This is a genomic window from Flavobacterium xylosi (genome assembly GCF_042787345.1).
GTDB classification, from domain to species: domain Bacteria; phylum Bacteroidota; class Bacteroidia; order Flavobacteriales; family Flavobacteriaceae; genus Flavobacterium; species Flavobacterium xylosi.
The window spans coordinates 17,668-30,272 of the sequence record NZ_JBHZPZ010000028.1 but is presented as its reverse complement, the minus strand read 5'-3'; the positions used below and the strand labels follow the sequence as shown (position 1 = coordinate 30,272).

General features: G+C 35.4%; 14 protein-coding genes and 3 tRNA genes. 9 read left to right on the top strand and 8 right to left on the bottom strand.

What is annotated here, in order from left to right:
- On the top strand, positions 1-1,069 hold a 1,069-nt coding region (locus ACFX5E_RS15910), incomplete at its 5' end, for a T9SS type A sorting domain-containing protein (protein WP_379856149.1).
- 517 nt (positions 1,070-1,586) lie between these two features.
- Entirely contained in the window at positions 1,587-1,862 is a 276-nt protein-coding gene (locus tag ACFX5E_RS15905; protein ID WP_379856152.1) for a transposase, read from the top strand.
- Positions 1,863-1,984: 122 nt separating this feature from the next.
- Here the strand turns inward: ACFX5E_RS15905 and ACFX5E_RS15900 are convergent, their stop codons facing one another.
- Both ACFX5E_RS15900 and ACFX5E_RS15895 read right to left on the bottom strand, forming a co-directional pair.
- A complete protein-coding gene (locus tag ACFX5E_RS15900) occupies positions 1,985-2,599 on the bottom strand; it encodes an N-acetylmuramoyl-L-alanine amidase family protein (RefSeq protein ID WP_379856148.1) in 615 nt (204 codons plus the stop codon).
- Between the two features lie 73 nt (positions 2,600-2,672).
- Positions 2,673-4,115 carry a S41 family peptidase gene (locus tag ACFX5E_RS15895; RefSeq protein WP_379856147.1) on the bottom strand — a complete coding sequence of 481 codons (1,443 nt, stop codon included), beginning with the start codon at positions 4,113-4,115 and terminating at the stop codon, positions 2,673-2,675.
- 124 nt (positions 4,116-4,239) lie between these two features.
- On the opposite strand from ACFX5E_RS15895, the gene ACFX5E_RS15890 reads away from it, so the two are divergent.
- From ACFX5E_RS15890 to ACFX5E_RS15870, 5 genes are all read left to right on the top strand, one after another.
- Positions 4,240-4,749, top strand: a complete 510-nt coding sequence (locus tag ACFX5E_RS15890) for an RNA polymerase sigma factor (RefSeq protein ID WP_379856146.1) — start codon at positions 4,240-4,242, stop codon at positions 4,747-4,749.
- Positions 4,736-5,209: a hypothetical protein gene (locus ACFX5E_RS15885; protein WP_379856145.1), complete on the top strand. Its 474-nt coding sequence runs from the start codon at positions 4,736-4,738 to the stop codon at positions 5,207-5,209. The genes ACFX5E_RS15890 and ACFX5E_RS15885 overlap by 14 nt, the downstream gene beginning before the upstream one ends.
- A gap of 16 nt (positions 5,210-5,225) precedes the next feature.
- On the top strand, positions 5,226-5,753 hold the full coding sequence (locus ACFX5E_RS15880) for a DUF4252 domain-containing protein (RefSeq protein ID WP_379856144.1): 528 nt from the start codon (positions 5,226-5,228) through the stop codon (positions 5,751-5,753).
- 1 nt (position 5,754) lies between these two features.
- Entirely contained in the window at positions 5,755-6,291 is a 537-nt protein-coding gene (locus tag ACFX5E_RS15875) for a DUF4252 domain-containing protein (protein ID WP_379856143.1), read from the top strand.
- A gap of 824 nt (positions 6,292-7,115) precedes the next feature.
- Positions 7,116-8,144: a rod shape-determining protein gene (locus tag ACFX5E_RS15870; RefSeq protein WP_379856142.1), complete on the top strand. Its 1,029-nt coding sequence runs from the start codon at positions 7,116-7,118 to the stop codon at positions 8,142-8,144.
- A 113-nt stretch (positions 8,145-8,257) separates the two neighbouring features.
- On the opposite strand, the gene ACFX5E_RS15865 is transcribed toward ACFX5E_RS15870, so the two are convergent.
- The 3 genes from ACFX5E_RS15865 to ACFX5E_RS15855 all read right to left on the bottom strand — a co-directional run bounded on the left by ACFX5E_RS15865 (position 8,258) and on the right by ACFX5E_RS15855 (position 8,565).
- Positions 8,258-8,340 (bottom strand) — tRNA-Leu (locus tag ACFX5E_RS15865).
- Between the two features lie 42 nt (positions 8,341-8,382).
- A tRNA-Lys gene (locus ACFX5E_RS15860) sits at positions 8,383-8,455 on the bottom strand.
- A 37-nt stretch (positions 8,456-8,492) separates the two neighbouring features.
- A tRNA-Lys gene (locus ACFX5E_RS15855) sits at positions 8,493-8,565 on the bottom strand.
- A 126-nt stretch (positions 8,566-8,691) separates the two neighbouring features.
- Between ACFX5E_RS15855 and ACFX5E_RS15850 the strand changes: the two genes are divergently transcribed.
- Positions 8,692-9,210 (top strand): shikimate kinase, encoded by a 519-nt coding sequence (locus ACFX5E_RS15850; RefSeq protein WP_379856141.1) that lies wholly within the window; start codon positions 8,692-8,694, stop codon positions 9,208-9,210.
- On the opposite strand, the gene ACFX5E_RS15845 is transcribed toward ACFX5E_RS15850, so the two are convergent.
- Both ACFX5E_RS15845 and ACFX5E_RS15840 read right to left on the bottom strand, forming a co-directional pair.
- The gene (locus tag ACFX5E_RS15845; protein WP_379856140.1) at positions 9,202-9,702 is read right to left on the bottom strand and encodes a phosphoribosyltransferase family protein; all 501 of its coding nucleotides are present in this window, start codon (positions 9,700-9,702) and stop codon (positions 9,202-9,204) included. The genes ACFX5E_RS15850 and ACFX5E_RS15845 overlap by 9 nt on opposite strands.
- 244 nt (positions 9,703-9,946) lie before the next feature.
- A complete protein-coding gene (locus ACFX5E_RS15840) occupies positions 9,947-10,348 on the bottom strand; it encodes an RNA-binding S4 domain-containing protein (RefSeq protein WP_379856139.1) in 402 nt (133 codons plus the stop codon).
- Positions 10,349-10,427: 79 nt separating this feature from the next.
- Between ACFX5E_RS15840 and ACFX5E_RS15835 the strand changes: the two genes are divergently transcribed.
- On the top strand, positions 10,428-11,405 hold the full coding sequence (locus tag ACFX5E_RS15835; RefSeq protein ID WP_379856138.1) for an FKBP-type peptidyl-prolyl cis-trans isomerase: 978 nt from the start codon (positions 10,428-10,430) through the stop codon (positions 11,403-11,405).
- Positions 11,406-11,636: 231 nt separating this feature from the next.
- On the opposite strand, the gene ACFX5E_RS15830 is transcribed toward ACFX5E_RS15835, so the two are convergent.
- The gene (locus ACFX5E_RS15830) at positions 11,637-12,590 is read right to left on the bottom strand and encodes a transketolase family protein (RefSeq protein ID WP_379856137.1); all 954 of its coding nucleotides are present in this window, start codon (positions 12,588-12,590) and stop codon (positions 11,637-11,639) included.
- Positions 12,591-12,605 lie beyond the last annotated feature (15 nt).

The following is a 12,605-nucleotide window of genomic DNA, read 5'->3' as shown; positions in this document are numbered from 1 at the left end:
ATCAACTACTGTATCAGTATTAGGATGGTATGAAACTTATAACGCAGGAGTTTTCTCTAATCTGATTTCACCTGCCAATGCATACGTATCGGGCAACAAAACAGTATATGCGAAATTGAGTGGAACCGGAGGTTGCATTGGTGTAGCCAATAATTTACTTGCAGTGAATACAACACCAGCGGGAACAAATACAAGCCAAACACTTTGTTCCTCAACTGCAGGTGGCAATACCGCTAGTTTTAATTTAACATCCAAGAATACTACAGTAGTTGGTGCATCAACTACTGTATCAGTATTAGGATGGTATGAAACTTATAACGCAGGAGTTTTCTCTACTCCGATTTCACCTGCCAACGCATACGTATCGGGCAACAAAACAGTATATGCGAAATTGAGTGGAACCGGAGATTGCATTGGTGTAGCCAATAATTTACTTGCAGTGAATACAACACCTTCTGCACCTAGTATAGCTTACAATCCACCCGCTTGTGATAAAACCACTTTCAGCATTACTCTTTCCGATATTATCCCTGGAGCTACTTATACAGTTAGGAATAAAGATGGAAATCCTATTACGGGGATTATAGGACTTAATACTCCCAATAATTTGGAAACAACTTATACTGGGGGCACTGCGACTTCTGCTACATTTAGTAATATTCTGGCTGGATCGGGTTATCAGGTCTCTGTTTCTGTCAATGGCTGCGGGTCCTCTGTAAGTAGTTGTGCAGCATCAACACCAACAGCAATACCAGGAGGTAAAATTGCAGCCGCTCCAAAAGTAGCAGTGACAAAAGACGAAACTCCAAGTGCAGGTTTCGATGCATACCCAGTTCCTTTCAAAGATCAGCTTACCATCAAATACAAATTTGATTACAGATCTGATGTGAAAATCGAGGTGTTCAATGCGCAAGGAATGTCAGTGCTTTCTAAAATCGATACTAATAGTTATTTAGACAAAGAAGTAACATTGGATCTTAAAGCAAGCAAAAGACATCAGCAAGTGTATGTTGTGAAAGTAACTACCAATCAAGGAACATTTACGAAAAAAGTAATGTCTTCCAAATAATTTCAAAACCTAATTTTAACTAAAGAGGCTGTCCGAAAAGTGATTTTCTGGCAGTTTTTTTATTTATAATCGTGAATATTAGTATAAAAACAATAATTATGCAGCCGTTTTCAATTGCTATTCGGTTCATCAACAAGAACTTTTCCCATTGAATTTAAATGTTGAAAAAGCTTGTCAGAAACAATCCAAACAAGTTACTGCCAATGCTGGTTATGGAAGCGAAGAGAATTATCAACTAACGGATAACAAATAAGTTGATTTTTTGTGTTCCATACAAATGATATCGAATTGAACAGACTCGCAAGCATAAAAAAAACGTATTCCACACACAAAACCTTTTTATAATGCTGAACAGGATTTTTTAGTTTGCCCAATGAGGCAAAAAAGGATCAACATTTATACTAAAAAATCAAAAATAACTTTAGGGTTTTTTATAACATTATTCCGTATATCAAGCTGTCAATTGTGAAGGTTGTCCAATGCGAGGGCAATGCTTTAAAGGCAGGGAAATAGAAAAATAGAAATTAATCATAATCTTCAAAAGCTCAAAACGAGAGTAAGAGAAAATTTAGAAAGTGAACCAGAAAATGAAATTTACTCTAAAAGATTCATAGAACCGGAACCCGTTTCTGGAAAGATGAGGAAAACTAAGGGATTTGAACGTTTTACATTAACCAAAGTAAATATTGAATTTGGTTTAATTGCTATTGCTCACAACTTTTCTGGTTGCATAACAAAAGCCCGTTTGCACAATTTCAGAACTTTTTTTAGGCTTTACAAACGAAGGGAATAACCTATTAGAGTAATTTTTAATGATAAATTTCAAATATTCAATAAACAATTGATAGATCAAAATTCCCTTATACTAAAAGAGGCTGTCTTTTCGGGACAGCCTCTATTTTATGGTTGTTGTTTTTATTTCATTTCTGAAATAAATTCCGAAATGGATTTGGCCATTTTATTTTGCTCGTTTTCATCAATCAGGTATTTTTTGTCATTTTCATTGGTCAAATAGCCAAGTTCAACAATTACGGCTGGAACATCTGATTTTTTAAGAATATAAAAAGGACCCGTTTTTACAGTAGATATTTTTAAATTCTTACACGTTGCAAATTTGTCTATTAGTTTTTCTGCAATTTCATTTGACTTTTCAAAAAATTCAGTCTCTTTTGCCACATAAAATTCCAAGCCTGATGTTTCATTATTTAAGCTTGAATTTACATGTAATGACAACACTAAATCTGGTTTAAGTTTGTTTATGAAATCAGTCCTGTCCTTTAAGGATAAAAAATTATCTTCATCTCTAGTGAAATGAATCACGACATTACTATTTAAGGATTTTATTTTTTTAGTGACCTGCGCCACAATATGTTTTTCGGTAATTGCATCTGAAGTCGCTCCAAAATCATCTCCACCGTGACCCGCATCAATGACAATATTTATTTTTTTGGGCTCTGAATGCTTAGGCTTGATAAATGCAAAAGAAGCCATTACGGTCAAAGTCAAAACTAATTTAGATGTATTTTTCATATCAAAGTAGTGTAAAGTGTTGATTATTAGGTAATAACTCCAGAAGCATTGTTTTAGTATGTAGCTTTTTTAATTATTTCAAAGCTTTCAAAAGACCTTCGGGCGCTTTGTCAATATACATTTGGTTTTGCAATCCATTTATTGATTTTGCATCAATAAAATATTCGAAATCTTTTTCGGGACTTAGTTTTAACATTCTTGCTGTTCCGGTAATTTTGCCAATTGCAGTACTTAATAAAGGTTCTGTTGTATTACCAAGAATATCTAAATTAGCTAGGTTTTCTTTCAACACATAATTAGGCACTAATCCGCTGAAATAATCTCCAAAACCAGCTGCATTTACAATTTTTAAAACGATTGGTTGCATGGCATAGCGATGATTTGGGTTTCTGTTGGCTTTGCCAAAAGTAGGCGAGTCATATAATGTAACGGAACCTACATTTTTTCCTGTGGTTACGTCGCCGATTTGTACAACCTCCATGTAAGGCTTCAATCCGTTAATTACTAATTCACTTGCCGAAGCAGTACTTTTTGTCGTTAGAATATAAATTTTAGACAGATTCAAACTGTTGACAGGAGTACTTCCTATTTTATCCGTAAAGTTGTTTTTTAATGCCTCAGGATTATTCGTTTCAAAATAACTGTTGATTTTACTATTCCATTGTTGTTTTGAAAATAACTGTCCGGTATATTGTCCCGTAATCATACTTGCTAAACGGGTGGCTGTAAGAACAGAACCGCCAGAATTATAACGTAAATCAAGTACTAAATCAGTAATGCCTTGCGTTTTTAGCGTGCCAAAAGCATCGTTCAATTGGTTATCATAATTCGAATAAAAACCATTGTACATCAAATATCCTATTTTATGAGTCCCTGAGGTTATCACTTTATTTATAAAAATTGGGTTTTCTTCTAAAGTTGTTTTGGTTAATGCAACTGTTTTTCCATTTGCAATAAATGTCGTTCCGTCATAATCAGCAAAATTTAAAGTGTAACTATCTGTTGCCAATAGTGTTTGATAATTGCTTAAAGTAAGTTGTATTCCATTTATACCGTAAAACAAGTCGCCACGCTTAATATCTTTGGTTGACGCATCTGAATTGGGGAGAATATAACGCACATAACCGATTAACTGATCACTTCCTGGTTTTATATTTAAACGAAAATCAACTCCGTTATTTAGGGAAGTGCCTTGTAGTTCTTGTTCCAAGACCAAATAATCACTTACAATCCAGCTGAATCTATCAATGGACTTGTCCACTCTTAAAGCATCAAATAAACTTTCAGAAGAAGAATATCCGGACAAAAAAGTATTCAATTCTGCCTGAGAAGCAAAACGGTCATCGGACAAATTAGGGACTTTGTCTTGCCATAAATAGTATTGGTTTAGGCCTTTCCAAACAAAATCTTTGATTTCCAGATCCATTGGCGCAGCGACATCGTCCATATCCTGGCAACCTTGGAAGGTAAAAAGGGCTAAAAATAATATAAGGCTAAGTTTGAATGTTTTTTTCATGTAATTAGTTTCAATATGAATTAAGAACGTAAAAATAGTAACTTTAGTTTTTATTTTCTATTATTTGTAACAAAAAGAAATATGCATCGTCTTGATTGTATAACCGATTTAATAACTACTCTTTATGAACCAAAATGAGTTTGTGCAGCTAACCACTCCATTCAAAGACAAAGTCTTTCGGCTGGCAAAGCGACTGCTGACGAGCACGGAGGAAGCCGAGGATGCCACTCAGGAAGTTTTGGTTAAGCTTTGGAGTAAAAATGGAAGTTTGGATGGGTTTAATAGTGTAGAAGCTTTTGCAATGACGATGACAAAAAATTATTGTTTGGATCAATTAAAATCAAAAAGAGCGGGGAATCTAAAAATCGTCCATACTAATTTTACCGATAGAGAGCCAAGCGTAGATAAAAAAGTGGAAGACAGTGATAGTTTGAATTGGGTGGAGAAAATAATTAGTCAGTTGCCCGCACAACAACGACTGTTAATTCAGATGCGGGATATAGAACAATATGAATTTGCTGAAATCGCGAAAATAACCGAAATGAATGAAACGGCCATTCGCGTAGCACTTTCAAGAGCAAGAAAAACGATAAGAGAAAGCATGACTAAAACGCATAATTATGGAATTAAATAAAATAGAATTATTAATAGAAAAATACTTTCAAGGGGAAACCAGTATTGTCGAAGAAAATGAATTACGTACTTATTTTTCTTCATTAAATGTTGCGCAGCATTTAGAACAGTACAAGCCTTTGTTTGGTTATTTGTCTCTTGCCGCAGACCAAAAGTTTGCGCAAGAAATCCCACTGCTTCCTATCCCGAAGTTGCGGGACGAGTATAAAAAGCGAAATGTCCCATGGTTATCCATGGCCGCTTCGGTTATCGTTTTGATGGGAATAGGAACGTACGTGTATTACAATTACGAGGATGCAAACAGTAAACAAGATTTGGGAACGTATGATGATCCTGAAGTTGCCTTTAGACAAACTCAAAAAGCATTGGCATTATTATCGAATCATGTAAATGTTGGCATAGAAAGTGTACATTACATTAAGGAATACCAAGAATCAAAAGAATTAATTTTTAAACAATAAAATAATCAATCAAAAAATGAAAAAGTTTATATTAACATTAGTAGTAGTATTAGTTTCAAGTCCTTTTTTCGCTCAAGCTGCCTTCGATAAATTCGACGGTCAGGACGATGTTACTTCAATAATAGTCAACAAAAAAATGTTTGACTTAATGAGCAAAGTTAAAGTGGATGCTTCTGATAAGGAGACACAACAGTACTTGAACCTGATAAAAAAGTTAGACAACCTGAAAGTTTTCACCACCAAAAGTACCAGAGTAGAAAACGAAATGAAAGCTTCGGCTGAAAAGTACATAAAATCAGCAGGTCTCGAAGAGTTGATGCGTGTGAATGACAGCGGAAAAAACATCAAAATTTTAGTGAAATCTGGAGCGAAAGATTCTCAGATAAGAGAGTTGCTTATGTTTATTGAAGGAGCTAAAAATGATGACACGGTTTTAATGTCATTAACGGGTGATTTCGATTTGAGTGAGATTTCTATTCTTACTGATAAAATGCGAATTCCAGGTGGCGACGATTTGAAGAGAGCAACAAAAGGTAAAAAGTAAAATGAAAGCTGTTTATAGCATTTTGCTGCTCTTTAGTTTGTTTTTGATCAGTTGCAACTCAGAGCCTACGCTACAGAAATACTTTGTAGAAAATACAGAAAACAAGAATTTTATTGCTTTGGATGTTTCTCCAAGTATATTGAATGTGGATAAAGCTAAGTTGTCATCGGAGCAGAATGAAGCTTTGCAATCCTTTGAGAAGATGAATGTATTGGCTTTCAAACTTAATGGAACAAACAAAGCGCAATTTGAACTGGAACGAGACAAAGTCAATTTGATTCTAAAGGACAAAAAGTACCAACAGCTGATGAAGTTTGGTTCAGGCAAAGAAGGGGCTTCTGTAAGTTTTGTGGGTTCAGATGAACATATAGAAGAGTTTGTGCTTTTTGCCAATAAAAAAGAAACTGGTTTTGCAGTAGTCCGAATTCTGGGAAAGGATATGAATCCCAATAATATTATGACGATGCTTTCGGTTTTGAAAGAATCTAAAATCGATATAGAACAGTTAAAGCCTTTGCAGGAAATGTTTAAAAAATAAAATGACTTACTTATAATTATAAGCGTCTTGGTGGTTTACCAAGGCGCTTTTTTGTTGTTGTCAAAATAATTTTAAGACGTGTTATTTTGGGGACTATATAAAAAAATACTTAGAATGAGGTAAACCTCAATTTATTCCTATTGCAAATGGATATTTTTACAAAATAATAGAAAAAATAAAGTAAATATCACTAAAAGTTGGTATTGTGAGAACAGTCCAATCCTTGTTACTTTGTAAAAAAATGGATTTCTATTGTTGGAATATTTGTAAATTTAATATCGTAGAAAAAAATGTCTGAAATTAAATATAGAACAGGAGATATTGAGCTACTAAGAAGGTCACATAAAAATAAACTGTTTTTATACATAGGAACTTTTTTCATTACAGCTGCGGGTTTGTCAATTGGGTTTTTAATTTTAATGCTCTTTTTATGAAAGCTGGAAGGAACTTATTAAAATTCATCAGCTAAAAATATAGTGAGATAGCGGTTTTTTCTCGTCTTCCCCAACAAAGCTCCTCTCAAACGTCGGGATTAAATAAAAATGCTTCAAAAATAATCTCAAGTAAACTTGATTATTTTTGAAGCATTTTTATTTAATTGTGACCTTGACGGGACAATTTCCGAACCATTTTTTAGCTGATTTGATAAAATGTTCCTCATCTGCCAAACATCCTCCAAAGTTGCTTTTTATGGACTGAGCGCACTTGAATAGTACGCCACTTTTCGCTTTTGCCTAAAATTTCATCCATTTTCTTTTGGGGAATTTTCATCTTGATAGAGAATAAAACAGCAACAATAACGTTTCTAAGAACAAAACTATATTATGGGCTTATTTGATTTTATGATAGTGGAGATAGCTATGGATTTAGGGACGGCAAATACTTTAATAATTTATGACGGAAAGATAGTAGTCGATAGTCCTTCTATGGTGGCCCGGGATATTAGAAATGGAAAAATTATTGCTGTGGGTAAAGAGGCCAGTTTAATGCAGGGTAAGACACACGAGAATATTAAAACAATCCGGCCACTAAAAGACGGGGTTATTGCTGATTTTGATGCCTCAGAGAAAATGATCAGCTGGTTTATAAAAAATATACCTGAAATAAAGAAAAATTTCTTTACTCCCGCACTGCGAATGGTTGTATGTATTCCAAGTGGTATTACCGAGGTAGAAATGAGAGCCGTTAAGGAGTCTTGCGAACGGGTAAACGGAAAAGAAGTGTATTTGATTCATGAGCCTATGGCTGCTGCTATTGGAATTGGTTTAGATGTGATGGAACCCAAGGGGAATCTCATCGTTGATATTGGTGGAGTAACTACGGAAATTGCGGTTATTGCCCTCGGAGGAATAGTTTGTGACAAATCCATAAAAATTGCTGGGGATGTTTTTACTAATGATATATTGTTTTATATGAGAACCCAGCATAATTTGTATGTTGGAGATGCATCTGCTGAGAGAATAAAAATTGATGTTGGCGCCGCAATGGAAGAACTTGAGGATGCTCCTGATGACATAACGGTTCGTGGAAGGGATTTGCTTACCGGGAAACCTAAGGAGGTCTTGATTGCCTTTAGAGAAATTGCAAGAGCTTTGGATAAATCAATACAGAGAATTGAAGATGCGATTATGGTAACGCTTTCATTGACACCACCGGAACTGGCTGCGGATATTTATAATACGGGTTTGTATCTCGCAGGAGGAGGAGCATTGCTGCGCGGTCTTGATAAAAGGATTTCGCTGAAGACTGATTTGCCAGTATTTATTGCAGAAGATCCTTTGAGAGCTGTGGTTAGAGGTACTGGTACTGTCTTAAAAAATATACCCAAATATAAAAGAGTACTGATAAAATAAGTTCGTATTTTAGGGAACTGAGTAATTAGAATTCAGAAATAATACAGGCTTTAAATTAAAAAATCCTAATCACTTGTAAATTTAGAGATTAGGATTTTTTTTGTTCTAAAAAGTGACCACGGTGGGATTTGAACCCACACGCCCTTGCGAGCACCAGCCCCTCAAGCTGGCAAGTCTACCGTTTCTCCACGTGGCCTAAAAAAAGAAAAGGTCAAGTAATAAATTACTCAACCTTTTGTGACCCGACTGGGGCTCGAACCCAGGACCCCATCATTAAAAGTGATGTGCTCTACCAACTGAGCTATCGAGTCAATGCTTCAAGGAAATTATGTGTTGATCACCGTTTTGTGACCCGACTGGGGCTCGAACCCAGGACCCCATCATTAAAAGTGATGTGCTCTACCAACTGAGCTATCGAGTCATATTCTTCCCTTGAATGCGGGTGCAAATATAAGGACTTTATTTGGAGTTTTGCAAGCTATTTTAGTATAAATTTGTCTTTTTTTAACAATAAATCTTAACGCCTTAATTCATAAGGTTTTATTCCATGAGAAAAATTATATTATTAGGCTATATGGGTTGCGGGAAGTCCACTATTGCTAAAACACTGTCAAGAATCATCAGGATTCCGTTCGTAGATTTAGATGAATATATAGAAGAAAAAACAAATTTGTCTATAAATGCCATTTTTGAAAAGCATGGCGAAATTTATTTTCGAAAAATAGAGCATAAAGCTTTTCTTGAATTATTGAACTCTTCGGAGGATATGATTATCGGTCTTGGAGGAGGAACGCCTTGTTATGCCAACAATCATGAACTATTAAAAGGAGAAAATGTGGTGTCTGTATATTTGAGAGCATCAATAGAAACTTTATTTAGCAGATTGTGTGCCAATAAAAGCAAAAGACCCCTTATCGCCAATAAAAATGATGAGGAAATGAAGGAGTTTATTGCGATGCACCTTTTTGAAAGAAGTTTTTATTATAATCAGGCGCGGTATAAAGTGAATGTAGATGATAAAACGATTGATCAGGTAGTTCTTGACATTGTTAATATTTTAGCTTAAATACGCATAGCTAGTTCCATCTTCATCAAAAACGACTTGTACGTGTTCCAGCAAAGAGGTGGAAAGCGATATTCCTTTAAAATCGGCTTTTACCGGATACTTCTTATGGTTTCTGTCTACCAGAACTGCAGTTTTAAATTTTTTCAACGGAACGTCTATAAAATGCCGTACTGCATAGATCAATGTAGTGCCGGAGTTTAACACATCATCAACAAGAATCAATCCTTTATTCGAATATTGTTCTTTTGACAAAGAGGTGTGGATGGGCAATTCGGGATTTTGTTTGTTGATTTGAACTTCGCAAAGTGAGACTTTAAGCGAAGAAATGGTTTCTAGGGCCTGGGCAATCTTTTTGGCAAAAATAAAACCGTTATTCGCAATTCCTGCAATGACAATTTCTTCTTCACCTACAAATGTTTCGTAGATTTGGTAGGCAATTCTCTTTATTTTATGCTCAATTTCCTGATTGGTTAAGATGATATTTTTATTCATTGTTTAAAAATTTTATTCCCCTCCCCAGCCCTCCCCGAGGGGGAGGGAGCTAGGTCTGGCAAAGGTTATTCGATATTTTACTTGATTTATTCCCCTCCCCAGCCCTCCCCGAAGGGGAGGGAGCCAGGTATGGCAAAGGTTATTCGATATTTTACTTGATTTTTATTTGTCAACACTTGTCTTCCAATCATACCTTCGGGGCGGGAACTGGGTTTTGCAAAGATTATTCGATATTTTACTTAATTTATGAAGGCTCGTCTCCCTCCCCTTCGGGGAGGGTCGGGGAGGGGAGAAATCCATCAATGTCTCTTCTATCTTTTTTGGTAGGTCGCCCTGTTCCATTTTTTCGGTAATGTTCTTTAGACAGTTTTAAAAGTTCTAAATGCTGATAGGCTTCGGCCGGAGTGTCATTTCTTCGATAGATATCAACGAGTTTGGCCCCGACACGATTTTCTGGAATGTCCAGGACAGTAATTATTTGTGTGATTTGGTCTTTCCGGAACGTGATTTTATCTGTAGGAAAAACTTCCTTTGAAGGCTTGGCAACCAGCCCATTTACGGTTATGTGGTTCTTTTTACAAGCTTCAGTAACCATATTTCTTGTCTTATAATATCGTACACACCATAAATATTTATCTATTCTCATAAATTTTCTAAAATCGGAGTTAAATAGTTTACAAAAATCAATCAATATTGTATCTTGCGCACTTAAAAAATTAGCTATAATGAACAAATTTAAGTATTATTTTATTTTAATGATTGGTGTTGTCTCTTTATTTTCATGTTCGAAGAATAATGACACTCCAGAAGTGACACCACCTAGAGATTATGCAGTACAATATGCTACTGATAATACCGACATTGAAGAATATTTAAAAACATATTACATAACAGTTGTTAGTCATCCTGGATTTATAGACGATCAAGATATTTCGATTGTAAAAATTCCTGCAGGAGGAACTCAAAAATCAATCTGGGATCAAACTACCTACGAGCTAAAGAGTAGAAATGTAAGTTTACACGATATTACTTATAAAATGTATTATTTGGTGTTAAGAACCGGAACCGGCATTGCACCTTGTAATGTAGATGGTGTATTAGCTTCATATAAAGGCGAATATTTGGAACGTGTAACAACATCAGGAGTTACTGCATTATCAGCAACTCCATTTGAAGAAGTAAAATACCCACAACAATTTTTCAGTTTATTTGGGGTAATCACTGGATGGAGTGAAATTTTCCCTCAATTCAAAACAGGGAGTTATACGTCAAATACTGATGGTACTGTAAGTTATAATGATTTTGGTGCAGGTGTAATGTTTATTCCTTCTGGATTAGCATATTATTCTGCTGGAAAGGGAACAATTCCCGCTTATGTTCCGCTTGTGTTTGGTTTTAAATTATATGAAATTCAACGATTGGATCAAGATGGCGACGGAATTCCTTCTTATCAAGAAGATGTGACTGGAGATGGCTATATGAGAGTTTTAGCAACAGGAGTTGTCAATCCAGATGATACGGATGGAGACGGTATTCCTAATTTTGCAGATGTTGATGACGACGGCGACGGCTACGGTACTAAAATTGAAATCAAAAACCCGGCAACTGGATTCTCTTACCCATTTGCAGATATTCCAAACTGTAGCGGTAACACAACTGATCCTGCAAGAATCAAAAAGCATTTAGATAAAAACTGTCATTAGTATAAACTGACGGTACATAAAAAATCCCATTCGTTCAAATAATACGAATGGGATTTTTTTGTAGTTTGAATTTTTTTTTGAAGGATATCAAATTATTATATGTGGTAACTTCGTTGCTAACAAAAACTGAGTGATAGTCTTTGCGAGGAAAGAAGTTATCACACAAAAAAATGACAAAAAAATCCCATTCGCAACAAAACGAATGGGATTCATTATTTATAAAGAGAAAAATTATTTTCTTTTAATAACTCTTTCTACAGCTTCAACAATCGCTTGATTGTTTAGTTTATATTTTTCCATTAACTGCTCTGGTGTACCAGATTCTCCAAAACTATCATTTACAGCCACAAACTCTTGTGGAGCAGGTGTGTTCAATGCTAATACTCTGGAAATGCTTTCGCCAAGACCACCAAGGATATTATGTTCTTCAGCCGTAACGATACATTTTGTTTTTGCCAATGATTTCAGAATCGCTTCTTCATCAAGAGGTTTTATTGTATGGATGTTGATTACTTCAGCAGAAATACCTTTTGCTTCTAATGCTTCAGCAGCAATAAGCGCTTCCCAAACTAAATGTCCTGTAGCAACAATAGTTACATCAGTACCTTCGCTTAAAAGTATCGCTTTACCGATTACGAAAGGCTCATCAGCTGGCATAAAATTAGGAACAACCGGACGACCAAAACGCAAGTAAGCAGGACCATGATGATCCGCTAAAGCTAATGTAGCTGCTTTAGTTTGATTGTAATCACAAGTATTGATTACAGTCATTCCCGGTAACATTTTCATTAGACCTATATCTTCAAGGATTTGGTGAGTTGCACCATCTTCTCCAAGTGTTAATCCTGCGTGTGAAGCACAAATTTTCACGTTTTTCTCAGAATAAGCTACTGATTGGCGAATTTGATCGTAAACTCTTCCAGTAGAAAAGTTAGCGAAAGTTCCAGTGAACGGAATTTTTCCTCCAATAGTTAATCCTGCTGCGATTCCAATCATGTTTGCTTCAGCAATACCAATTTGGAAAAAACGTTCCGGGTGATTTTTCTTGAAATCATCAAATTTTAATGAACCAATTAAATCCGCACAAAGTGCCACAACATTTTCATTGGTTTGACCTAGTTCAGTCATTCCCGCTCCAAAACCCGAACGAGTATCTTTACTTCCTGTATTTGTATATTTTTTCATTTTCATTTTAAAATT

Coding starts and splice junctions, on each gene's coding strand:
- ACFX5E_RS15880 (WP_379856144.1), top strand. CDS start 5,226: ATGAAAAAGTTTATATTAACATTAGTAGTAGTATTAGTTTCAAGTCCT.
- ACFX5E_RS15835 (WP_379856138.1), top strand. CDS start 10,428: ATGAACAAATTTAAGTATTATTTTATTTTAATGATTGGTGTTGTCTCT.
- ACFX5E_RS15875 (WP_379856143.1), top strand. CDS start 5,755: ATGAAAGCTGTTTATAGCATTTTGCTGCTCTTTAGTTTGTTTTTGATC.
- ACFX5E_RS15830 (WP_379856137.1), bottom strand. CDS start 12,590: ATGAAAAAATATACAAATACAGGAAGTAAAGATACTCGTTCGGGTTTT.
- ACFX5E_RS15845 (WP_379856140.1), bottom strand. CDS start 9,702: ATGAATAAAAATATCATCTTAACCAATCAGGAAATTGAGCATAAAATA.
- ACFX5E_RS15885 (WP_379856145.1), top strand. CDS start 4,736: ATGGAATTAAATAAAATAGAATTATTAATAGAAAAATACTTTCAAGGG.
- ACFX5E_RS15895 (WP_379856147.1), bottom strand. CDS start 4,115: ATGAAAAAAACATTCAAACTTAGCCTTATATTATTTTTAGCCCTTTTT.
- ACFX5E_RS15900 (WP_379856148.1), bottom strand. CDS start 2,599: ATGAAAAATACATCTAAATTAGTTTTGACTTTGACCGTAATGGCTTCT.
- ACFX5E_RS15890 (WP_379856146.1), top strand. CDS start 4,240: ATGAACCAAAATGAGTTTGTGCAGCTAACCACTCCATTCAAAGACAAA.
- ACFX5E_RS15850 (WP_379856141.1), top strand. CDS start 8,692: ATGAGAAAAATTATATTATTAGGCTATATGGGTTGCGGGAAGTCCACT.
- ACFX5E_RS15840 (WP_379856139.1), bottom strand. CDS start 10,348: ATGAGAATAGATAAATATTTATGGTGTGTACGATATTATAAGACAAGA.
- ACFX5E_RS15870 (WP_379856142.1), top strand. CDS start 7,116: ATGGGCTTATTTGATTTTATGATAGTGGAGATAGCTATGGATTTAGGG.